The organism is Maribellus comscasis, from assembly GCF_009762775.1.
GTDB lineage: Bacteria > Bacteroidota > Bacteroidia > Bacteroidales > Prolixibacteraceae > Draconibacterium > Draconibacterium comscasis.
Window position 1 is genome coordinate 2,526,111 of the sequence record NZ_CP046401.1, and the last position, 25,309, is coordinate 2,551,419.

A 25,309-nucleotide genomic window follows, 5' to 3' on the forward strand; every position below is an offset into this window, starting at 1 on the left:
AAATTTGTTATATTTAAGTAACTAAAAATCAACTTGTTTTAGTCGTTTTGAGCATATGGCTGAAATTTTCATAGAAAAAACACGACAAATCATTCGAACCAAAATCCGGGATGAAAAGTTTGGAGTCACAGATTTGGCAGGAGAACTAGGCTTAAGCCGGTCCCAAATTTTAAGAAAAGTAAAAGCCGCCACCGGAAAGTCTGTAAACCATTACATTCGTGAGATCCGCTTGGAAGAAGCTACAAAAATTTTTAAAACATCTGACCTGACTGCATCCGAAGTAGCTTACGAAGTAGGATTTAGCAGCCCTTCATATTTTAACAAATGTTTTCTTGACCACTTTGGTTGTACACCCGGGGAATATAAAAAAAAGCTGGAAACAGAGACTGTGAATACATTTGTTCCAAAAGGAGAGAATGGAAACCGGAAAATAAAAATAAAACCTGTACTATTGGCTGTCTTCTTTCTTTTTTTAATAGTAACAGGCTATTTTACTGTTGTTAATTCTATAAATAATACCTCTGCACAACAATCTTCAATCGCCGTTCTCCCCTTACTGGATTTGTCAAAAAATCAGGACAAAGAATATCTGGCTGATGGAATCACTGAAGCAATAACTCTTGAACTATCTAAAAGTGAATCGTTGCGTGTTATTTCACGGGGTTCGTCAATGAAGTATAAAGGAGAAAACAAAATATACTCTGAGATTGCCAAAGAGCTTGGAGTAGATTTGCTTTTGGAAGGTTCAGTATTGCATGAAGCAGACAGTTTGCGGGTAGTTGTCCAGCTAATTGAACCATTCCCAAAGGAAAAACACATTTGGGCCAACAGCTACGACCAAAATTCTTCCAACATTTTGCAGTTGGTTAGTGAAGTTTCAAATGAAATTGCAGGAGAAATTTCTTCAATTATTAAACCGACTGAAAACCAGGCACAAAATTACAAAATAAATCCGGAAGCATTTGATTTATATTTGAGGGGAAGACACTTGTGGAATACACAGAAGACAAGGTACAACTCACTGTTAAGTGCCCTTGATTATCTTAATAAAGCAATTAAGAAAGATCCGAATTTTGCTCCAGCTTATGTTACAAAAGCAGAAACCTATCTTTCAATAAATAAAATAATCGGAGATAATTTAGAAAAATTGGATAACCGCCAAAAGGCAAGGGAGGCTATAAACAAAGCCTTTGAGCTTGATGAATCGCTCGCTGAGGCTTACATCACTTTGGGCAATCTGAGCGGAAAACTCGATTGGGACTGGGAAAAGATGAAAGAGTTGGTAAATGTTGGCTTGAGTATTGAGCCCAATAATGCTGCCGGACACCAGATTTTATCAAACTATTACATTATTCAGGGTGATTACAAAAAAGCAATTGAAGAGGCACTTATTGCTGAAAAACTTGATCCGCTGAATCCGGCAATCAGCTGTATGGTTGCAGAGCGGTATTATATCAACGGCGATTACCAAAAATCAATCGACAAATACAATGAAGTATTGGAGCTAAATCCCAATTACGGATTTGCATACAACGGAATAGGTTTCGTTTATTTTCAGGTTGACAATAATGAAAAAGCTGTAGAATCGTGGCGAAAACTACAGGATATTATGGGAAATGATGCGTTGGGCAGTTGTTATGACAATACCAAAAACTACAAAGATTGTTTTCGCTTTTATCTTGAAAAAGCGAAACAAAATGCACCTCGCTTTTGCGCAAATCCGGTGATTATATCTTCGGTCCATATGCTGGTTCAGGAAGAACAGGGAGCCATGGACTATTTGCAAATCGCATTTCAATATAAAAATGAAGACCTTCCTGTTATGATAACATATCCGGACTTTTACACGTTGCGCAATAAGTCAGAATTCAAAAAAATTGCCCGGTCTGTAGGCATATCTCTCCCTGATAACTCCTAGACAGCTGCATTTTCTTCTCCTTTCCCAAATACCGCAAATTTGCTATTGATGCTGCAAAATTTTAATCATTTGCGTTTTGGTTGATAAGTTACCACCCTTTCTATTCAGGAACTTTGAATCATCAACTTAAAATCAAAATATTATGAAAACTTTCAAAAATCTTTTAGCCGCAGTGGCAGTCATTTGTTTATTTGGAACAGGTGCATTTGCACAAAATGGTAAGGTTACAGACAAGTTCACCTGGGGAACCCAGGAAGAGCCCTTTTGTTTTTATTGCCCATGTGCCAATGATGGTAATGGAGAATGGCTTTGCGGAACAGTCATTCTACATACGGCCGTAAATTCAAAAGTTGAACATTGGAATATTAAAGGCAATAAACTGAAGGGTTCAGAAACCGGGCAGTTCTATCGCTTTGTAAGGACTGAAAACATCAAATGGAATGGTGACGGAAGTGCTGAAGTTGTGCTGAATGTGAGAACAATAGGTGAAGGTGGATTAGTTACATACTGGCAAATTGTGGGAACTGCTACTATTCCTGAATGGTATGGAGACTGGTTTCCAACAGAGCCTGCATTCGAGACTTTTTATTGCAGATAAAAATTACTTAAACCTAAAACAGATTTCAAAATCGCCGAAGTTATCTATACTATGTCTTTACAAAATAACTGGCGCGACTGACATTTAGCAACATTTTTCAAAATACACCAACCTGAAAAATCAACGAAAAGAGGTTTTACCTCAGCCTCTTTTCTTCCCTTTTCCCATGACTTGATAGTCTCAATGAAAGAATTACTGATAACAGATTAGGCATTTTTTACCCTCAATTTCAGCAACGTATATTTCAAAAAAATACTAATAACTCCTAATTTTACTTTCACGAAAAAGACTTTAGAAAATTTAGCAATCACCATTTTAATATGTTGATTCACAATTACCAAAAATAAAGTAAGATGGGAGCAGGCAGAACAGAAATGATTTCTTTTAAAGATGCAAAAGTGGCTTATTTAAATGCCAAAGAAGATAAGTTTAAATTAATTGGGTGCCCGATAAAAGGTATTCATTGTACAAATATTCTTCCGGAAATAAATAAACTTTATGCAGAATCTGAGCTGGCAAGGGAAAACAAAGAATATCAAAAATCCGTTGAGCAACTTCAAAAAGCATATTACAGAACTCTTGAATTAAAAGAATCTCCCTGTACGAAGTGTGTCTCGATGTTTCAGTCTTCAATTAACGAAACACTTGAAACAATGCAGGAAGAACTATACGAGATGTCTTATAGTATTTTCCACAGAAAACGCTACCAATTGGCTTACTCAAAATTGAGCAACTTCATAAAAAAACTAAACATCTTCAAGGTTGAGGAAAATCCCGTATTAACTACAAAAGAAGTTGGGTAGAAAAAAATAAAACCAATTTTTATAATAAGCCTTTTTTCTGAAGTGAATCCTTAATTCTTTGATGCCACTCCCAAAAATTATTTTCAATTTTTGTTGTTACCGATTTAAACTCCGGAAAATCATTGATATTCTCAAATAACGGTTCTATTGGGGTAAACAGTACTACCCAATAAAAATAATTGCTTTCCTCAGAAAACAACTTCAACTGTTCAATTGCTTTGGCGTTTTCACTTTTGTATGAATAATATAATGCCAAGCCCGTGTGTTTATATACTGAGTTATCGTTTTCTGTATATATTTTAAATTCTTCCAACAATTTTTCGCCCTCTTCAACAAAACCCATTTGATTAAAAACGTATCCTATTTTTGCATTTTCAGAGTAATAAATATTCAAATTATACGCCTTCCTGATATCAATAAACTTCCTGTAGTAGTTGTAAGCGTTTTCGTAATCCTGAAGGTAATAATAGATTTTGCCTACTTCCTGCATAATATCAAGACGGGAAGTATCCCTTTTATACGTTTCCAGCAAAAGGTCTCTGGTTTGAATCAGGTCTTTATTTCCGGCGAATACAATATATGCTTTTGTATAAGCAGAATACAGATTACCGGGATAATACGCTAATGATTTATTGATATATTTTTCTGCTTCCTCCTGAAATCCTGCCTGAATAAATGCATTTGCAATGTGCAGATAATTAAAGCTTGCGATGGTTGAGTCGTAGGAAGAAATATCAATTTTTAGGCCCCGCAATGCATATTCAAGATATTTTTCTGTATTTGGCAGATGATTGACATACAAGTCGAGAAGGAAAACAAAAACCAGATCATAATTCGGATTATACTCGAGCGCTTTTTCAAAGTAGGGAACCGCCAGTTCATATTCCTGACTATTCATATAAAACAAGCCTTTGGCGATTAAACTTTGCGGTAACTTTGAATCGTAAAACATAGCCCTGTCGGCATAATAATTTATCGAATCGGTAAATAATCTGATTGCCCGGCTTTCGTCTATGGTGTAATAAGCCATTGCCAATGCCGCATATGCACGGGCAAATTCACCATCCATTTCAATGGCTTTCCTTAAATATGGAATTGATTGTCTTGCATTTTCGGGTAATCCTTTATTCAAAATATCAGTTCCTTTGAGAAAAATATCATATGCTTCCAGATTATCTGTTGGTATTTTGTTGATGCTTTCCTGAACTTCCGGCGAAACGATTACTTCAATTTCCTCAGCAATATTTTTTGCCACTTCACCCTGCAAAGAAAAAATATCACCAGTCTCCCGGTTGTATTGTTCTGCCCACAAATGTTTATCATTTTTTGCATCTATCAGCTGAATGTTCAACAAAATCTTATTTCCTACTTTTTGCCCACTCCCTTCAACGAGAAAATTTACACCCAATTCACGGGCAATTTCCGGAGATGTTTTTGGACTATTCCTGTATTTTTCCACCGAAGTCCGGCTAATAACACGCAAATCCTGAATCTTTTGCAAGTTATTTAATGTCGATTCCATCAAGCCATTTATGAAATACACATTGGTAGAATCGTTGCTATCGTTTTTAAATGGCAAAACAGCAATCGATTTTTCAGCATTCCTTTCTTTAAAAAAAACTGATTTTACAGAAACAAATAATAAAACAGCAACAAGTACAGCTGCAACATAAATACCGACAATCATTCCCGGATTTTTTCTCTCTGTACTTTTTTTACTGATTTTATCCTTTTTCAGCACTTCATCTCTGCCGGGAACAGCTAAGCCCGGATTGGAAACCACAAAAATTTCTACCGGCTTCCCAACATTTTTTAACTGAAATTCTCCCAGCGACAAAGTTTTAATGGCCGGTTGATTTTTTATTTCATCATAAATTTTTTCAGAAATAAAAACACTTCCGGCATAAGCCAGCGCTTCAATTCTTGCAGCAACATTAACTCCGTCTCCTATTACTCCATCGTCTGAAAAAATAATATCTCCACTGTGGATTCCAATTCTGACCGGGACCTGGGGTTCTTCCAAAAAATTTAACTGAATTTCAATGGCACACCGTACCGCGTCTATTGCACTGCTAAATGTACTCAGTGTCCCATCGCCGTAATATTGCAAAATTTTACCGTTGTATTTTGAGGTAACCGAATTAAAAACTTCGCGATGCCTGTTTCTTATTTGTATTGCTTTACCTTCATCCTGTTGCATCATCGAGGTGTACCCTTCAATATCAGCAAACATTATGGCTGCCAGTTGATGGCATTGTAAATTTACCCCGGGATTTTCCGTTGGTTTTTCAAATTCCTGCACCTCTGCTATTTTCCCCGGGGGATAACCAAAATACTCACGAAAACACTTGATAAAATAGGAAGTGCTGCTAAAACCCACTTTGTATGATACCTGTGATACGTTGTAAGTTCCATCCTGCATCATTTCCCTTGAATGTTCCAGGCGCACATTTCGGATGAACTGACTAACCGATAAATCCGTTAGTTTTTTCACCTTTCTCAGCAAATTCGAACGACTCATCCCAATTTCTTCTGCCAGTTCCGAAACACCAAACTGTTCATCAGAAATATTCTCTTCTATAATTTCAGTGATTTTTTGAAGAAAATCTTTGTCTATGGAACGGATTTCAGACACCTGATTAATCGAATTTTTTGGAATTTAATGCCAAGATACAAATAATTGTAAAAACAAAATTTCAAAATTCAAAACACAAATAAATTTCAAACTCAACGATTTACCTGAACTCTGCAAACACAGTTTTTAATACTTTTTAAATTTGGTTTTGATGCCTGCCTATTTGAGATTTAAAGACAATTGCATCATAATTTATATCTCTGCGCCATAATTTATATCCACTGCTGAAACTTCATATTCTTTGGCTTTTAATTGATTAACCCTGCATCACGATTTGCCGGACCTTTACATCAACGAAAAATCGCAAAATACATTAAAACAATTACAATGAAAACACGAGTTTATTTTCTGGACAATCTGAGAACTTTCTTAATCCTCCTTGTAGTTATATTACACGCAGGAATGACCTACGAACAAGGATTCGATGCATTCTGGATTGTTAGTGATCCGGCAAAATGGAATCCAATTGCACTGGTGCGAATGTACCTCGACCTTTTTGTTATGTTTATGATGTTCTTTATTTCGGGTTACTTTATTCCGGGTTCATTAAAAAACAAAAATTCATGGGAATTCATAAAATCAAAAATTAAAAGAATTATGCTCCCCTGGATTATTGCTGTTTTTACTTTAATACCTGCCTACAAAGCCATATTTTTATTTGCACGCGGATTGCCACAGGAAAAATGGTTTTCCTATTTCCACATCTTTGAAAGAACCGGAACCGACCTGGCCTTTTTTGCCAACAACCCTACGCAAAACTGGTTGTGGTTTCTTCCTGTACTTTTTATGTTCCAGGTAATTTATCTTGGTTTAGCGAAAACCAAAATTCTGAAAGTTAAAGTTTCGCTAAAAACTGCTGTTGTTCTAACTTTTATTTTGGGAGTAATTTACAGTATGGTAATTTCTGAAGCCGGATTAAAAGGCTGGACCCACTCACCGCTGCTTGATTTTCAGAACGAACGTTTGCTGGTCTATTTTATGTCGTTTCTTTTAGGGTCGCTTTGCTACAAACTCAATGCTTTTAAAGGAACAAAACCGAACTACAAAATTTATATTGCTTCAAATGTAACCTTAACAATTTCGCTGGGGGTGTTCACTCTTTTTGCGATAAATCTGTTTTACAATTTAATTGAACCGGGAAGGAATCACTTTTTTATTTCAAATTTCGCCGACAGACTGGTCTATTATGCATCGGCTCTTCTCGCCATGTTGAGTTTTCTCCAGATTTTAATTCATGCTTTCCGTTTTAACCTCAATAAAACCAACCCTGTTTGGGGTGAACTCAGCAAAAATTCATACGCAGTTTATATCATTCATATGGTTGTTCTGGGAGTGGTAGCTTTGGCCATGATTCATCTTCCTGTACACGGCGGAATAAAATATGTACTGCTTTCCGGCTTTACATTCCTGCTTTCAAATATGATAATTTATTCCTGGCGTAAAACCAGACAAAAATCGATAAATGCAAAAACTGTGATTACAATAATGGCAGTTGTTTTTATTATCGGAACAGCTTTTCAAAAAACAGAAAACAAACCTCAAAAAGCAGATGAGCAACCAATCCGGGTTCAGCAACCTGTGAATCAGCCACAAATGAGTTTACATGCTGCTGTGATTACCGGGAATATGGAAATGGTAAATTATCACATCAAAGCTGGCTCCGACGTAAATAAAAAAGAAGCAGCGGGAGGCTCAAGTCCGTTAATTACAGCTTGTGTTTTTGGACAAACCGAAGCAGCACTGGCTTTAATTAAAGCAGGTGCCGATGTAAATCAAACCAACAACGATGGCTCAACTGCACTTCATACTGCTGCGTTTTTTTGCCGGACTGAGGTAATTGAAGTTTTGCTGGCAAACGGAGTTGACAAATCCATAAAAAACAATGCCGGCTCAACTGCCGCCGAATCAGTCACCGTTCCCTTTGAAACCGTAAAACCCATCTATGACTACTTCTCTAAAGTGTACGAACCGCTGGGATTAACTCTTGATTATGAAAAACTTAAAGCAACCCGTCCAGTAATTGCTGAAATGCTGAAATAGTAACAACTGAAACCATAAAAACAAATCAAAATGAAACTACTGACAATAAAAATAACGGTACTGGCAGTCATCCTTTTTATGTTAACTGATGTAAGCTATGACACCGTATTCAGAAATACTGACTATCTCTATCGTGTTCCGGAATTAAAAAACGACGGACTAAAAATCGGCACTTCCGAGGAAGCTGAAATCGATAGCAGATATTTGGCTGACGCTGTAAAAGCCATTAAAAAAGGAAAATACAAGGAAATTCATTCTATTTTGATATTCAAAAACAACAAACTGGTTCTTGAAGAATATTTTCAGGGTCACACCTACCAGTGGGACGCGCCAGGCCATAAAGGGAAATGGGTTAGATGGAACAGTGAAATGCCACACGCACTGCAATCCGTCAGTAAAAGCTTTGCTTCAATATGTATTGGAATCGCATTAGAACAAGGCTTTATTGAGAGCGTTGAACAATCCATATTTGATTTTCTGCCGGATTACCAGCAATATAAAGACAATGGCAAAGAATATATTACTATTGAACATCTGCTAACAATGACCTCTGGCTTTGCCTGGGATGAATGGAGCTCTCCCTTGAGCAGTGTTCAAAACGACGCCATCGGAATCTATTTTTCGGATAAAAACCCGATTGAGTTTGTTTTACAACGTCCATTGGTTGCTGCACCCGGAACACATTTTATTTATTCGGGAGGTGATATGCAACTACTCGCCGAAATTCTCAAAAATGCCACAGGAATGAATATCGATAAATTTTCCGCAAAGTACTTATTTGAACCGCTGGGAATTGAATCATTTGACTGGTGGTTGAAATACAGGACAGGTGAAATAAGTACAGCGGGAGGTTTAAAACTTACACCCAGAGATATGATAAAAATCGGAGCCCTGTTTTTAAACGAAGGCGTCTGGGATGGTAAACGAATACTTTCCGGCGAATGGGTAGAAAAAAGCAGCATGCCGTTTAATAATAACCGGGGGATTAACATCCCTGGCGAAGACCTGGGAAAAGTTGGATATGCTTATACCTGGTGGACAAAACAAAATTCAACGTCAGGACGCATGTACTTTGCACTTGGCTGGGGTGGACAAAAAATTATTGTAATGCCGGAAATCAATTCTATTGTTGTCTTTACCGGCGCAAATTACCAATCGAAGGTGAAGCAGCATAAAATTCTCAAAAAATACATATTGCCAGCAATTAGTTAATTATATAAAAGTCAAAAAAAAACGGTCAGACTACTTTTATTTAAACTTTGGAATCAACTCATAAATCAAAGAAAATCAACTTATTATTTCAAATTTTTGTAAATTATTACCACTAAAATTCAATAAGCATGGAAAATTCAAACAAAAACAAAAAAGAAGAGAAAAGCAATTGGGCCATTGGCGGCACCACAATGATCGGAATAGGCGTTGGTTTAATTTATCTGCAAACCTCCGTATTAATTTTTGTAGCCTCAATAATTATCGGAGTGGGCGCCGGATTAATAATCGCTCCTGTTATTTCACTTTTTGAAAAAGATCAATCATGAAAGCAATAGTTTGTTTAAAATACGGAGCGCCTGAAGTTCTTCAAATGACAGAAGTAGAAAAGCCGGTTCCTAAAAAAAATGAAGTACTTATAAAAATATTTGCAACCACAGTAAACGGTGCCGACACACGAATTCGAGGTGCTGTGTTTCCCTCCGTTTTTAACTTCCCGGTAAAAATGGCCATGGGATTTAAAGGCCCGCGAAAAAATATTCTTGGTGTTGAACTGGCCGGAGAAATTGAATCGATTGGAGAAAATGTTAGCCGGTTTAAACAAGGCGATCAGATTTTTGCATCAACCGGTGCCTCTTTTGGTGCTTATGCAGAATACATTTGTTTGTCAGAAAAGGCGGTGATGACAATTAAGCCGTCGAACATGACTTTTGAAGAAGCGGCGGCAGTTCCGCATTGTGCACTCGCCGCCTTACATTTTCTGAAAAAAGGAGATATACAAAAAGGAAGCAAGGTTTTAATTCATGGAGCTTCCGGCGGGATCGGAACATTTGCAGTTCAACTTGCAAAATCAATGGAGGCCGAAGTAACCGGAGTTTGCAGTACTTCAAATCTGGATTTGGTGAAATCGATAGGAGCCGACAAAGTAATCGACTATATCAAAGATGATCTACCTAAAAAAGGCGATAATTACGATGTAATTTTTGACACCGTTGGCAAAGGTCCGATAATAAGCCATATAAATGCTTTAAAAGAAAAAGGTATTTACCTTTCGGCTGTACATCTCGAGCTTCCAAGGATTATTAAAGGTTTAAAAACGTCCTTAACAAGTTCAAAAAAAGTAATTGGAGGATCTGCTCCTTATACCGCCGAAAATCTGGAGCTCCTGAAAAATCTTATTGAGACAGGTAAGCTTAAAACGGTAATTGACAAAAAATACACGTTTGACCAGATTGTCGAAGCACACCGATATGTGGATGCCGGCCATAAAAAGGGACATGTAACAGTGAGTGTAACAGACAAGAACGAATAACCTAGATATAAAAACAACAATCTTTGCCCGATTGCCTGCTTTCACCTCTCAAGGAATTGCAGTTAAACGAACCAAAAATAAGAGCCAAAAAAACTAAAATCCACAAGATGAAATCATATAAAAAAACAGCACGATATACAGGAACATTGTTTCTGACAGCAATGGCAGCCAGCCTGATTGGGGGCAGTTTGCTTGAAACGACGCAGGAAAATTCAACCCCGATTGTCCTGATCGCGGGTGTTACACTGGAAATTGTAAATGCATTAGCTGTGCTCGGAATTGGAGTGCTTCTGTTTCCGGTATTAAAAACCATTCATCCCGGCGCTGCCAAATCTTATTTGGGATTACGAATGCTGGAATCGCTGGCCTGTACAGCAGCTCCACTTTCGCTGGCTTTTGGTGCAAACAACAGTGATTTGCGCATAATTTTTACCGGAATATTAATACCTCTGTTTTTTTGCAGCGGCGCTCTGGTCTTATACTGGGTGCTGTATAAATACCATCTCCTCCCGCGATTTATATCAATCTGGGGTTTTATTGGAGTAACCGGTATCGTTGTGCTTAATACCTTCAGCATTCAAACCAATTTGGGAATGATTTTGGCGTTTCCAATTATCCTGAACGAAATATTCCTGGGTGTTTGGCTGATTACAAAAGGATTTAAACCCAAAAACCAATTGTATCATATTACTTAACCATAAGAGCGCTACCGGATTCAATCCCGGTTAACAGATAGATGTGGTAGCAGCAGAAATCTGCATATAAAAAGAGGAATGCTGTGAACTTTTTGTGCCTTAAAATGGTCAAAATTTATCTTATTCTAAATACATATCAATAAAATATTGAGACAGATTTTATTTCAGAATGACAATTAGCAAATAACATTTTTAGTAAATTGACATACTTTGAAATAAACAACTTTGATTATAAAATGTATAAACCAAAAAAAATACTTAAAAAATCGATCACAATTAGTTTCTTATCAATTATAGGATTTATTCTTTTTTTTACGACGATGTCTTTCAACTCCCTTCTCCAAAATAATTTTGAAAACATACTTTTAAAACTTCAGAATTATTTAACCGGGTACAATGAAGACGTATTGTATTTGCACACAAATGGAGACATATTTGAGCCGGGTGATACCATTTGGTTTAAAGCATACAATTTTAAATCCGGTTCTCTGGTCCCTTCATTACCAGAAAATCTTCTGAATGTTGGCCTTTATAAAAGAGAAACCAAAACAGAGTCAATCGTTACAGGAAAGTTTAGGGTTGAAAAAGGCACCTCCTTTGGTCAGCTCAATCTTTCCGATACATTATCAGGCGGAAGCTATTTTTTAATTGCGGGAACAAATTCCAGTTCCACAAATTCAGTTGAGAATGTTTTTGTGAAAAAAATTAAAATTAAAAATCCGGCCAGAGAAACTGTTGATATCAAAATCCAAATACCTGATTCCGTTTATTCTGAAGGAAATAAAATTGAAGAAAAACTGGAAGTATTTGGAGATAATGGTTTCAGGCTCGGACGAGTTAAAATTCAGCTTCAGCTAAAACAGGACGAACACATCTTAAATGAAAAAACAATTAACTCAGGCGAGAGCGGAGTGGCAAATTTTGAAATGATACTTCCCGGGGAATTGGAAAACAAAGCGGTGCATATCTGTGCACAAATCGGGCAACCAGGATTAACGGGTGAACTCAATGTTCATGTTCCTGTAAAATCGCTTCCGCCTGCTATCCGGTTTTTCCCTGAGGGAGGAGATCTTATCGAAGATTTTAACTCAGTCGTAGCATTTGAAGCGACTGACGTTGCGGGAAATCCTTTCGATTTTAAAGGGATTCTCACGGATTCAGAAGGAGAAATAATTTCAGAAGTTACCACAACCGCGCTGGGAATGGGAAGTGTAAACATTCAATCGAAAAAGAATACAAACTTGTTTTTAAAAATCCAGGAGCCAAGGGGTTACGATAAAAGTTACAAACTCCCGGAAGCAAAAGAGAAAGGATATTCTTTGCAAATTCTGGAGAACAATCCGGAAAGAATTTCAATGAAAGTTGAGTCAAATTCCTGTGAATCAACAGACTTAATTTCCGTACTTCTGCTTTTGAGAGACAGCATTTGGTTTGAAACAACAAAACCGCTCAAAGATTTACAAACCCTCTCAATTCCTGTAAAAGAAATGCCTTTGGGAGTAGGAAAAATTACCGTTTTTGATCAAAACGGAATTCCTCAGGCAGAGCGGCTTCTATTTGTAAACCTGGATAAAAAGCCGGAAATCCAAGCCGAATCGTTAAAAGAAATTTATGAAAGAAAAGAAAAAGTAAAAATCAATCTCAGTCTAAAAAATTCCATGGGAGAACCCTTATCTGGTGTTTTCTCCGCAAGTGTTATTCCTATCAACTCTGAGCGCGATGAAATCTGGGCTGAAAATATTATGACCGCTTTACTTTTAAGCAACGAATTAAAAGGCGAAATTCCTGCCCGGGGAATATATTTTTCTGAACACAAAGATTCTGAAAAACTCCTCGATTTACTGATGCTTACCCACGGATGGCGAAGGTTTACCTGGGAAAATATACTGGATAACAATCAACAAGAATTCAATAATTCTGTGGGTTTATCGGGGCTTGTAACAACCAGAAAAGGAAAGCCTGTTAAAAACGGCGAGGTGACCCTGATGAATATGAATAAATTTTCTGCAATCGCCACAAAAACGGATAACCAGGGACGTTTTGAATTTAACAAATCAGAATTTACCGGTATTTTGGATGATACAAAATTGGTATTAACGGCAACCAATTCGCAGGGAAGAAAAAACGTTTTCGTAACTATCGATGACTTTGTTAATGTGGAAAAATTAAAGGAATTAAACAGGATTTCAAATCGTTTATATTCTTCCGCCGGAAATAGTTTCACTACCGGCGAAGAAGACCTTTCATCCGGCCAAAATCATTCTCCCGGTAGTTTATACGCTTCGGACACAACGAAAAGAAATATTTGGGTTGAGGAAGTTGATGTAAAGGCAAAAATACCAACTGTGATTCCGGTTGAAACCTATGAAAAGGAACATCAAAGCTATATATTGGAAGATAAAGACATTCATATCAATTTTGGATACAATCCAAAAACAGGGATTTTACAATTGATAAAACAAGTTGCCGGACATTTTGATACTGCAGCCGGAGGGAAAATCCTTTTTCGCGGATACAATTCTATTTACGACCAAAACATGCAGGGCGCTGTTTTTGTGGTTAACGGCAGAGTAGCAGGGTTCAGCTACGAAGATGTGGATTACCTGAATTCCAGTGATATTGAAACCATTAAAGTTACAAAATCTTCGGCTGCCGGATTAAGATATACGCCTTACGGAACCGGAGGGTTAATAGAAATAACCCTGAAAGGATTTAAACCGGACGAAAGCGCACCTTCACCTGAGGCAGACCCAAATATTGTCCACATTCCGGGCTATACAAAAGTCAGGGAGTTTTATTCTCCTGTTTATAAAAATCAAAAACAAAAGGACGAAGCCATTGATTTGAGAAAAACACTTTACTGGAATCCAAATATCTCCATCTCCGATTTGGGAAATGCGACAATTCAATATTTTAACTCCGATGTTCCCGGAGAATATCTGTTAAAGATCGAAGGTATCGGTAAATCAGGAATACCTTTTTATACGATAAAAACATACACTGTAAAAAATAATTAAGAGATAAAGACAATAAACTATTTATATATGTTGCTTTTTAGAAAAAATATTATTTAATTAGCTGTGTGTAAAACCGGAGCAATGAAAATGGAAAAAAGCGGCCCTGCTAAAAAAAGTTCTGTTAAGAACGGAAATGGTCAGAATTCTGACAGCAAATTTGAACTGATAAGATGTGAAAGAAACGGAGTAAGATGTAAAAGTCACCTGGCGTTTATAAACGAAGAGTATTCTATTTCTGAAACTTACCTGCAAAATAAGGAGTATCAAAAATCAATTGAAGCACTTAACGAGGCTTTTTACAGAACCTACCAATTAAAAGAGACAACCTGCATAAATTGTGCAAAAATGTTCCGTTCAACCATCATCCGGTCACTTGAAGATATCCAAATTGAATTAAAAGGAATGTCACAGGGATTATTTAAAACCAGACGATACCAATCAAGCTATATTCTGGCAGGAGACGTGCTAAAAAGTATAAAAGAAGAAGCCAAAGTAAGTTAAGCCGCATCAAAAAAAATTCCGCTAAGTTAACCTGATTTTATACAAAAAATTAAAAGTTGCGGGTCTCTTCCAAGACTGCAAATAAAAACCGTAAGATTCATCCAGCCGGGCAGCAAGATATAAATCAGCACTGAAAAGACAAAACCAGGCTTTGTAACATTTAGCATCGCTGACTCAGGGGGTTGACATTCCTCCGGAAAAAGCAAAATCGTTATTTAAGCTCGGAGAAGGTTATTCAACCGAGTTTACCCGGGTTGAAAAAAGTACGGGTAATGAATTGATATTAAATAATTTATCTCCAAACGCAATAGAAAAAAATGGCTTGAACGCTAACCCGGGAAAGGATCAACTTTCTTTTTCACCATTCCAGAAAGCTAATTTGGCACCTTCAGCAGTAAAGGTCTTCGGACAAAATCGGGTAAAATCTCCTTGATATTTTTTCCCGATTTTGATAAAAGAATCTCTTTTTTTTGTGTCGATTGATTTTATGACGAAAAAAGGCCGGAATTGGGCATAGTTTTCCCATTTGCCTAAAGATTTTGAATAAATTGATTTGATTTTAGGCAGCTTGTTTTTGGAGCGCCATTTTTCGGGCTATCCTAACTGCATTTGCTGTATGTACACCAAAGAAAATCCAGAGTTCTTCATTTTTCCGGGTCATGGCCCTTATTTTCTTTAAGCCGTAGTGTTCTTTTTCTGTTCCAAAGCTTCCTTCCATTCGCGTGGCTCTTTCTTTACGAAGTACAGAATGAAGTATTTTCCGGTGCTGTTCATGTTTTCCTGCCCTTCCTTTTCGTTTAAACCCATGGATGATATTCTCTTTCCTGCACCAGGTGCGGTTGGCATTGGTGGCATAAATATCATCGCCCGAAAGGTGTGTTGGTTTACCTACCAGCTGGCGACCGTAACGCACAGATTGCTTAAGCCTTATCCCCTCATGAAAAGCGCTGAAGCTTATGTGCTCGATAAAATTAATCCCTCCAAATTGTATCATATTTACCTTGGCTCCAAATTCAACAGGTTTAACTTCTTTTCCTCGTACAATTGGCCGGATATAAGCTTTTGAAAGGCTGACTATACGGTCGGGTACACTTTTACCTGTATCAAAAATTTCTTGTTGTTGAGATAATACCGTGGTAATTATTTTGATTTGGCGATAATATCTGGCTGGCATGGTAAATTCATAAAGATAGTTCTGCTGGGTTTCTTCCAGTAAAAACAATAATTTCCCCAGTAAGTGCAGCAGGCTCCGGGTAAGTATTCTACGCTGCTTTTTCGATTTCCTGCGCTTTCGGCTGTAGTGACTATACCTTTCTTTTTGCTTGAGATATTTGGTTCGGGGTGTTCGTATCTTTAAATACTTACAGCTTAATTTCAATTGACCGTAACACCAGTCTACACTTTCCCACAGTAGTTTTATATTGGTTGGGTAACGCATCGAAGTTTCGTAACATGTTGCATCGGTAAGCATAATGTTGGGATGTTCAATAAAGGGTTTCCAATGTTTTGCCAATATTTTTTGAGCTTCACTAATAGCTAACCTTGATGACAAAAAAGTACGTATCTGGCTGACAATTTTATAATTGGTAAGCCTTTCACCTTGTAGCCAGATGTCACAAAAAAGCTGAAAGTGGATATTGCCGTTTAAGTGCTCAATTAGTTTTCGGTCTGAACACCCCACATAAGACTTAAGGAACATCAATGCAATCATTCCCCCGGGACTAAAAAAACGGGAAGGTCCTTTCTTATTTTCTTTGATTTTAAAATGCCGGACTAAATCATCCCAGGGTAAGGAGACATAGAGTTTACCAATTTCAGATGTTAAAAATGATTTCCAGTAAAGAGAAAATTCCTGACGTGGTGAATTAAAATTAATTTCAAGGGGCGTTTCATAAATTCTTTGTACTTTCACAATTAAGGATTTTGAAAATTACCCCGATTTTTGGCGATTCAGGCCTTTTTCGGGGTTTTTCTTAAAAATAACAAAACCTATCGTATTTATTGTCAATAGGTTTTGATACTTATGAACATCCCGAATTTTCTGTACATTGCCAAAACGCTTCTTTCTATTATTCAGCAATTGAAACCGTTGCCTGATAATTGGAATAGTTATATAGCGGATTCCTCACCGGTTTGTATAAATTCTCATTATTCAACGGATTATCTTCCTGCGTATATACCCACAATTCATTTGGATTCCATACGACAATTTCATCGCGGCAATCGCCGGTAACATCCACTACCGCGTAGCTCATATCCGGATGTCCGTCGTCTGGAAATTCCAGTACTTTCCTTCCGTAACCATCCCATGCTCCTCCCTCGGAAGTGTTTGCATTCAAAATATAAAACTCTTCTGTTTTCCCTGTCCAGTTTAAAGGAAGACACATGCTGCCATACTGAGTTGGTTCAAAAGTGTGGTACAACTCTCCTGATGAGTTAAAAAGATTCATGATTCCCTGGTTTCCCCAAAAATTGACAGAAACAGTTTCCAGTCCCGGTAAATCGTCTCGGAAATTAGCAACTGCCGGATTTTGAATATGCCCAAAATAGTGGTGTTTCAAAATATTTCCGTCAGTGTCAGCAAAGAAAATTCCCTCGTCGCTGGCCGCACAAACAAAAACAGGAGACTCACTTTCTTTTAACTGAACTATCGCCACACCGTCGGCATGATCCTCTAACACATCATCCAGGCTCCAGAGTTTTGTTCCGTTTTCATCAAAAAGTGTGTAGCCGCTAACAATTTCATCTTTCCCGTCGTTGTCGGTATCATACGCAAACGGATAATGTCCGGTACGGCATTCATTTTGCCACAACTGTTTCAGGTTAGCATCGTACGCCCAAATATAATTGTAACGGTCTTTTAAAATAATATTCGAATCAAAACCATTCCCCTCCAAATCGCAAAAATAGAGGCAATCTCCCAAAATGCGGGGAAAAATATTGTGACCCGAAGGAAGTGGTTTTCCGCTAGGTGAAAGTGGCGTTGAAATTTTTTGCAGCACTTTCCCGGTGGCACCTTCTGCAACAATTAATTCCTGGTTCATACAATAAATAACCTCGTTTTTGCCGTCGTTATTTACATCATGAATCTGAAAAGCCACATCGCTGGTTAGTTTTGTTTTCCACGGATCCGGGCTTCCCTTTTGCCACAATAAATCACCATTCAGTGTAACTGCGGTGAGGCAACTCAACTCGCTGTTTCGGTCTTTCGGACCATGATTTACAACTTGTCCGAGCAAAATATCTGTTTTGTCGTCGCCATTGAGATCCCCAAAACGAACATTTCTCCCTGTTCCAAAATCTTCCAGTTGAATCTTTTTGAACACTTTCATTTTTGGATTCTCAGCAATTAACGAATCCTGAATTTGCTGAAAACGGCTTTCTTCATTTTTATATTTTTGAAAATCTGCTTCTGAAGAAGAAATCTTTACAGAATAAAACGCCGTCGGAGAATCGGAAAGTAATCCTACTTTTCCTATTTCAAAGCTTGAATTTTTAACCGATAAGGAGATACTATCATTTACAACACACTTAATATTATCTGAATCCAGATCAATTTTCAAATGAATTGTCCCGTCTTCCAGGGTATAAAATTCAGCCGTTGCCAACACTACTTCATTCGGAACCTGAAATGCCTTACCGTTTTGCACTTTTATAATTTTCGCTGAATGGTTTTCAACTCCTGCAAAATAATAACAACGGTCGTTTTGATAACGAAAAACCACTCCGTTTCTTCTTTTCAATTCAAGCGGTTTAAATTCAACTTCCAGAGTATAATCATTCCAAAACTCCGAACCGGTTACTACCATCGGGTGCCAGTGTTTATCCGGGTTTATTGCATTTTGGAAAAGCATTTGCCCATCGCCGTTTTTACGGATTTCCCACGATGGTGGCAGGTTATAGCGAAATGTAGAAATTGCCCAGCGGGTTTGCGCGCGTGCTTCTGCAATGTAATGGTATTCAGTGTGCGCCCCAACATCCGTTCCCAAAGGCCCGTGCGGCAGTGTGGAAAAATCTTCATCGAGCAATACAAGCTGATTTGAATCGGTGGAACAAGCTAATGTATAAAGGACAATGATAAAAAGAACAGTAAAAGTTTTGGCGTTCATTTAGCAATAGATTTAGTTTCCGTTGGAACGAAGATAACAATTTGAGTCTAAAATCTTTCTGTTGAATCTACCGTTTAATAAATCAATCCCGCCGTTAAATAAGTCTGTCTTTTTATTCTCGCTTTTTCCTGCCAAATTTGAAACAACCAAAATCAACGGTTATGAAAGCAAAACTTGCAGTTCCAATGTTCATTATTCTTTTTTCTTCTTTTTATGGGATAGCACAAAATGAACCAATTCGCTTGATCCCTGAATTTGGGAAACAAACCATTTATGAGTCTACAGAATTGACGTACATATTATCCGACGATAATGAGAAGCAAAACCGTTTTATTAAAAAGAAAACCTATGAACTAAAATTCGACAAATTCGGGCCTGAAAACAAAGAAGTTTTAAAAGTGAACATCACAAAAAACACGCTTGAAAAACCCGATCAGCCAACACCCGAAGTAAAAGATTACAGGTTTCCGTATTTTCAGGAAGCCTTCCCTGAGAATACCTCCCCCGATTTTACAGAAACATTACTCAGCCGCTTAACTCTGGAATACAGTTTTGATTTTGAAACAAGCACAATCGAGCTTCTCAACCTGGAAGAATTATTAATGGAAGCGCGAAAAATTTTGAGAGAAAAAGGCCTCTCGCCGGGAAAAATCGATAACCGCATTGTTGATTTTAATGAGAAAATAATTCCGGCAACCACTTCCCAAATTCAACAAATTTTTCAAATCCCACAAGCGTCTTTTTCGGGAAGCTTAAACATCAAAAATTTTGACATTCATTTGTCTCTGGAAAAACCCTGGGCTTACCTCAAACAAAAAAGATGGGAAAAAGAACCCGGTTTATATTCAAAAGAAATTGTCTACGAAGTAGAAAAACGTTACTTAAAAAAATACAATACCGTTGAAATCGATTCAGTTAAATACCCGATTTTGTTTGAAAACAAAAAGTATAACCTAAAACATACTGAAAATGATATTAGCCTAAAGGTTTCTAAAACCATTCCACAAAACCGGTTTACCATTTCAGGAAAAATTGAAAATTTGAGGAACAAAAAAATTACGCTGGCAGTTTTGCGCAGCCCGTTTGGAACACAACTGTTTGAAGAATCGGTTTTCCTGGATGAAAACAATTCCTTCCAGATTGAAACTGAACTCAACCATCCTCAACTGATTTACTTGCAATTTGGTAATATTAATTCTCCAGGTAATCTACCAATGATGGCTTTTTATGCCGAACCGGGAAGCCGGATTCATTTTGAAGCTACGGGAGAAACATTTCCCTGGGAAGTTACATTCTCCGAAGATTTTGCAGGTACTTCAAAACTATTATACGACTGGCGAAAAGAATATAACATTTTTAACCAGAGATTGGATTGGAGTACTCTTAGTTTCTTTTCATCTGATTTGAGCTATTCCGATTTTACCAAAGCATTTAATAATCTTTCATCTCCAAATAAAAATAACGTGGAGCAACATGCCTTTGAGTTTGTTAAAAATGAAACAAAGGCATACTTATTTAATATCCTGATTTATTATTTATCGATGGAAGAATGGAGCAGAAGTGCCTCTAATGGAAGAGTACGTTTTGAAGAAATAGGTGAAGAAGGCTTTTTAAAAATGAAAAATATTCTGGATACTACAAATATTTACGACTTTTATAACGAATATGGTATCCACTCACGGCAACTGGCAGGAAGTTACGTGAACTATTTTTTTAAGAAAAACAAAATCATTGACGAACTCGGATTTCCGGAATTTGCTGCAATACCAATACTTTCAAGTTATATATTTCACAATGATTTGCCCTACCAGGTGGAAGCAACTAAAAGTATCCTCGCAGGGCATGCGTTGTATTCAGTTTTGACTGAATTACTTTTACGTGAAAAGTCAGATATATCAAACCAACCAAATCAATTTGAAAGCTATACGCAACAAAAAGCCGATGAATACCTTAATCTAATGACCCGCGTTTGTAACGACAAGGGATTCATCAGTTCGATAAAAGAAATAATTGATAATCAGCAAAACTGGGAAGATGAGATTTTTGTTCCCTCCAATAAATTTTTTAATGAAAATGCCGAGCCCGTTTATATGAGTGATTTTTTTGGTGACAAACCAACTATTTTTTACATCGCAAACAATTGGTCGGCAGAACGATATTTTTGGGACGATTTAGCCAATGAAAACCCGGAAATCAATTTTGTTTTGGTGATGGAGGGCTCCAATATTCAGGAATGGCTGGATTATGAAAAACGTGCCGAACCAGTTGCTCATCAGCTGTTTTTAATAAACGAAGATGTAAAACTCCGGGATATTTTTAAAAGCAATAGCAGACATTTTATATTATACGATAAAAACGGGGTTCGAATTGGTTTTGCCGGAAATGCAGTTACTGCAAGAGACATGGCGAAAAAAAGTTTAAATGCACCCTCTAAACAGCTCAACAAATCGCAACTCAAAACGATAATTATTGTACTGCTAATACTTCTTACGCTACTTATTTTAAGTTTGTTAATCTGGAGATGGCGGGTTCGGCAACGGTTCCGAAAGGAACAGCAGCAGCGGCGGTTGCGCGAGCTGGAACTTACTGCAATCCGGTCGCAAATGAACCCCCATTTTCTTTTTAACAGTTTGAACTCGGTGCAAAACCTGGTTCAGCAAAACAAGGGCCGCGAGGCCCATTTGTATTTGGCCGACTTTGCCGGATTAATCAGAAAAGTATTGCAGAATTCAGAAAAAGAAGAAGTATCACTGGCCGAAGAACTGGAAATGATAAACCAGTATCTGAATCTCGAGAAACTGCGGTTTGATTTTGATTTTACTATTTCGGTTGAAGATAAAATTGATACAAACAATACGATGGTTCCTTCAATGCTTTTACAACCTTTTGCAGAAAATGCGGTTATTCATGGCCTTCAGAATAAAACGGGCTACAGGCAACTAAAAATAGAAGTCGCACGTGACAAGTCGGGAATAAAAATTACTATTGAAGACAACGGAGTAGGCCGTGAAGCAGCAAAAAACATCGCCAAAGCCAAAAACGGGAAAGGTTCAAAATTGATGAAAGACAGGCTTGAAATTTTGCAGGAAAAACACGGAGAAAAATACCATTTGGAAACCATCGACTTAACCGAAAATGATATTGGAACACGAGTAGAAATTCAGATTCCGGATGAAAGGTAATTTGCAATGTAAAAAAAATTTGTAACCTCAAGAAGCTCTTTTTAAATAATACTACCGTTTAATAAATCAATCCTGCCGTTAAATAAATCTGTCTTTTTATTGTCGCTTTTTCCTGCCAAATTTGAAACAACCAAAATCAACGGTTATGAAAACAAAACTCTTTTTAACACTTACAATAATCTTTAACTTCGCAAGAGCTTTTTCGCAAGAGCAAATTATAAAACTAAATCTTCAGGAAAGACATGAATATATTTTTGAGAAAATCGATAAAATATATCTGAAATCTGAAAATGAACCGGATAAGTTTTTACAAGAGGATGCAAAAAAAATAAAAATAACTGTTGAGAAAATCGTCCCAAACGAATTAATTGAATTCTCTTTTCAATACTCAAAAAATATACGTGATAATGGGTCGTATGGTGAGATGTTAAACTGTGTTGACTATTTTTTCCCCGAGCTGGTTGTCACACGACCATATGATGTAGTCCAGGGCTTATTATGCCGGTCTGTATTAAAATTTTCACTAAACCTAAAAACAAACAGCATTGAACTGATAAACAGACAAAATCTTATTAATTCATTTCGAACAAGATTAGCCGAACTACAAATTGAAGGCGAAGAACTTGATTTGGTTTGGGACATAATAAATAAAAACAAATGGTTTATCGAAGATGAGGAGGTGAGATTTCTAACCTGGTTTAATAATTCAAACTTAACTGACAAATCCATTATAAATTCGAAAATTCCGGACAAATTAAAAGTTATAGAAAAAAGTCCGACATTCATTAGCTTGGGAGATGAAAACACCCAAAAGATTGTTCCGGGGAAAACACAAAAAAAATACTGGTTAAATCTTGAAAGCGGAATTATAACCAATTATTCCAGCATTCGATACGAATCTTCTAAAGGAAAAACAGAGAAAAATTTTCTTACAGGAAATTGGAAAGTATTTGAAAAGAGTCTCAGCCTGATAGATTCCCACCTTGTACCGGCACAAAAACTTTTTGTTTCGGGTAAGATTGAAGATCCGTTGAGTAACAAAATATTCATAAAATTCTTGGACCAGCCATTTGGTACCATTTTGAAAGAAATCACTGTTTTTCTCAATGAGAATGGCTCTTTTTCAACTTCTTTTAATTTTCACAACAGTGGTTTAATTTATATTGAAAACGAAAATCCAAACCGAAATTTATCCAATGAAAAGATAGTGATGTATGGCGAACCTGGTGATTCGTTAAAATTTATAGCAAATGGAAAAGAAAAACCCTGGACACTTTCTTTTTATGGAGAAAGAAAGAATGAGGCAGAATTGCTATTGGAATTACGAGAAAAGATCAAACTGGAAAACCTTGGTTTAATTTCACCAAATAGTAGTCAATATGTGCTTGACGGTGATTTATATTTTGGACGTGGTGCCACTAAAATGCCAGACGGCACATACAAGATAAACTATAAAAACTACAACACTGAATTTGAAAAAGCTATAAAACAAACTGACGATATATCGTTTCAGTATAAAAACACAGTAAATAAAGAAGTCCGTTCATTTATTGCTAACGAGGTAAAAGCCTTTATTTACAATGGGGTATATGATTATTTAATTAGCTCAATATTTTTAGAAAGAAGATATCCGGGGCATTATGTTACAGATGCTGAAAATAAAAATACCAAAAGAATTTCAGCATTGGCAGAAGAACTAAATCCTCAACTAACCTATAACGATTATGGAATACAATCCCGCAAAAGTATATCTAAGTACCTGAATTATCAACTCCGGAAAACTAAAAAAGTTAGCAGCCATTCGTCAACTGTTATATCACGATTTTATAGTTTTAATGATATTGATCAATTAACACAATTTGCTCAATTGATCTTAACCGGTGCTCCTCTTTACCGAGAAATTGGTTCAACCTTTAATCAAATTCTAATGGATTATTTGCCAATTCGCAATATGCCTCATATATCATACTCCAACAATGAAAAAGAAGCTGCGATCCAATACCTACAATTGATGGCGCGAAGTTGCAACGACATCGAATTAGTAAATGAAATCAATCAAAAGCTCCAGCAGAGGGCGAAGATAGAAACAGGGGATCATATTCCTAACTTAAAACTTTTTGATAGTGATGGGAAAGAACAATCCTTTTCAGATCTTATAAAAGGAAAACCAACTGTTTTCTATTTCCCATCGACCTGGATTGGAGATAGATATGAACTGGATGTGATAGCACCAAAGAATCCGGATCTTGAAATAATAATGGTTACAGAAGGGAGTAATTTCCGGGAATGGAAAGAATACAATAAAAGAGCGGAACCTGTAATTCAACAACTCTTCTATAAAAATGATACTGCTTCTTTAAAGGAACTGTTGTTTCACAGGAGTACTTATGCAGCATTTGACCGCGAAGGAAATTTCTTAGGATATCACAATTCTTTCAAAAGTGCGTCTGATGCAGCAAAGACAAGCGTTGAAAAAAAACAGCTCGATAAATCGCAACTCAAAATTATAATTATTGTACTGCTAATACTTCTTACGCTACTTATTTTAAGTTTGTTAATCTGGAGATGGCGGGTTCGGCAACGGTTCCGAAAGGAACAGCAGCAGCGGCGGTTGCGCGAGCTGGAACTTACTGCAATCCGGTCGCAAATGAACCCCCATTTTCTTTTTAACAGTTTGAACTCGGTGCAAAACCTGGTTCAGCAAAACAAGGGCCGCGAGGCCCATTTGTATTTGGCCGACTTTGCCGGATTAATCAGAAAAGTATTGCAGAATTCAGAAAAAGAAGAAGTATCACTGGCCGAAGAACTGGAAATGATAAACCAGTATCTGAATCTCGAGAAACTGCGGTTTGATTTTGATTTTACTATTTCGGTTGAAGATAAAATTGATACAAACAATACGATGGTTCCTTCAATGCTTTTACAACCTTTTGCAGAAAATGCGGTTATTCATGGCCTTCAGAATAAAACCGGCTACAGACAACTAAAAATTGAAGTCGCGCGTGACAAGTCGGGAATAAAAATTACTATTGAAGACAACGGAGTAGGCCGTGAAGCAGCAAAAAACATCGCCAAAGCCAAAAACGGGAAAGGTTCAAAATTGATGAAAGACAGGCTTGAAATTTTGCAGGAAAAACACGGAGAAAAATACCATTTGGAAACCATCGACTTAACCGAAAACGATACTGGAACACGAGTAGATATCTATATTCCTGAAGAAAATTAAATTTTTTTAATGTTAAAAAAACAAAATATACATAATAAACATAATTGCGGAATAGTTTTTGATA

Annotated in this window: 15 protein-coding genes; 12 read left to right on the top strand and 3 right to left on the bottom strand. The window is 37.0% G+C overall.

The genetic code is table 11. The features are described from left to right. Positions 1-55 precede the first annotated feature (55 nt). The 3 genes from GM418_RS10075 to GM418_RS10085 all read left to right on the top strand — a co-directional run bounded on the left by GM418_RS10075 (position 56) and on the right by GM418_RS10085 (position 3,319). The gene (locus GM418_RS10075) at positions 56-1,918 is read left to right on the top strand and encodes a helix-turn-helix domain-containing protein (protein ID WP_158865664.1); all 1,863 of its coding nucleotides are present in this window, start codon (positions 56-58) and stop codon (positions 1,916-1,918) included. A 142-nt stretch (positions 1,919-2,060) separates the two neighbouring features. Continuing rightward, positions 2,061-2,516, top strand: a complete 456-nt coding sequence (locus GM418_RS10080) for a hypothetical protein (protein WP_158865666.1) — start codon at positions 2,061-2,063, stop codon at positions 2,514-2,516. Positions 2,517-2,869: 353 nt separating this feature from the next. Next, on the top strand, positions 2,870-3,319 hold the full coding sequence (locus GM418_RS10085) for a hypothetical protein (protein ID WP_158865668.1): 450 nt from the start codon (positions 2,870-2,872) through the stop codon (positions 3,317-3,319). Positions 3,320-3,338: 19 nt separating this feature from the next. Here the strand turns inward: GM418_RS10085 and GM418_RS10090 are convergent, their stop codons facing one another. Beyond that, entirely contained in the window at positions 3,339-5,954 is a 2,616-nt protein-coding gene (locus GM418_RS10090; protein ID WP_158865670.1) for a helix-turn-helix domain-containing protein, read from the bottom strand. A gap of 327 nt (positions 5,955-6,281) precedes the next feature. Here GM418_RS10090 and GM418_RS10095 point away from each other — a divergent pair, with 327 nt between their 5' ends. From GM418_RS10095 to GM418_RS10125, 7 genes are all read left to right on the top strand, one after another. After that, positions 6,282-7,994: an acyltransferase family protein gene (locus GM418_RS10095; RefSeq protein ID WP_158865672.1), complete on the top strand. Its 1,713-nt coding sequence runs from the start codon at positions 6,282-6,284 to the stop codon at positions 7,992-7,994. Between the two features lie 30 nt (positions 7,995-8,024). Then, positions 8,025-9,206 carry a serine hydrolase domain-containing protein gene (locus GM418_RS10100; RefSeq protein ID WP_158865674.1) on the top strand — a complete coding sequence of 394 codons (1,182 nt, stop codon included), beginning with the start codon at positions 8,025-8,027 and terminating at the stop codon, positions 9,204-9,206. A gap of 128 nt (positions 9,207-9,334) precedes the next feature. Beyond that, the gene (locus tag GM418_RS10105) at positions 9,335-9,532 is read left to right on the top strand and encodes a hypothetical protein (RefSeq protein WP_158865676.1); all 198 of its coding nucleotides are present in this window, start codon (positions 9,335-9,337) and stop codon (positions 9,530-9,532) included. Continuing rightward, positions 9,529-10,515, top strand: a complete 987-nt coding sequence (locus GM418_RS10110) for an NAD(P)-dependent alcohol dehydrogenase (protein WP_158865678.1) — start codon at positions 9,529-9,531, stop codon at positions 10,513-10,515. Before GM418_RS10105 ends, GM418_RS10110 begins: the two co-directional genes overlap by 4 nt. Positions 10,516-10,622: 107 nt before the next feature. Then, positions 10,623-11,210: a DUF4386 domain-containing protein gene (locus GM418_RS10115; RefSeq protein ID WP_158865680.1), complete on the top strand. Its 588-nt coding sequence runs from the start codon at positions 10,623-10,625 to the stop codon at positions 11,208-11,210. Between the two features lie 236 nt (positions 11,211-11,446). Beyond that, positions 11,447-14,227: a carboxypeptidase-like regulatory domain-containing protein gene (locus tag GM418_RS10120; protein ID WP_158865682.1), complete on the top strand. Its 2,781-nt coding sequence runs from the start codon at positions 11,447-11,449 to the stop codon at positions 14,225-14,227. Positions 14,228-14,308: 81 nt separating this feature from the next. Further along, on the top strand, positions 14,309-14,728 hold the full coding sequence (locus GM418_RS10125) for a hypothetical protein (protein ID WP_158865684.1): 420 nt from the start codon (positions 14,309-14,311) through the stop codon (positions 14,726-14,728). 559 nt (positions 14,729-15,287) lie between these two features. Here GM418_RS10125 and GM418_RS10130 read toward each other — a convergent pair. Beyond that, a complete protein-coding gene (locus GM418_RS10130; protein WP_217447505.1) occupies positions 15,288-16,640 on the bottom strand; it encodes a transposase in 1,353 nt (450 codons plus the stop codon). A 157-nt stretch (positions 16,641-16,797) separates the two neighbouring features. Continuing rightward, positions 16,798-18,837 carry a hypothetical protein gene (locus GM418_RS10135; protein WP_158865686.1) on the bottom strand — a complete coding sequence of 680 codons (2,040 nt, stop codon included), beginning with the start codon at positions 18,835-18,837 and terminating at the stop codon, positions 16,798-16,800. A 161-nt stretch (positions 18,838-18,998) separates the two neighbouring features. Between GM418_RS10135 and GM418_RS10140 the strand changes: the two genes are divergently transcribed. Further along, complete coding sequence (locus tag GM418_RS10140; protein ID WP_158865688.1) at positions 18,999-22,019, top strand: histidine kinase; 3,021 nt, start codon at positions 18,999-19,001, stop codon at positions 22,017-22,019. 145 nt (positions 22,020-22,164) lie between these two features. Then, the gene (locus tag GM418_RS10145) at positions 22,165-25,245 is read left to right on the top strand and encodes a histidine kinase (protein WP_158865690.1); all 3,081 of its coding nucleotides are present in this window, start codon (positions 22,165-22,167) and stop codon (positions 25,243-25,245) included. The last annotated feature ends 64 nt before the right edge of the window (positions 25,246-25,309 follow it).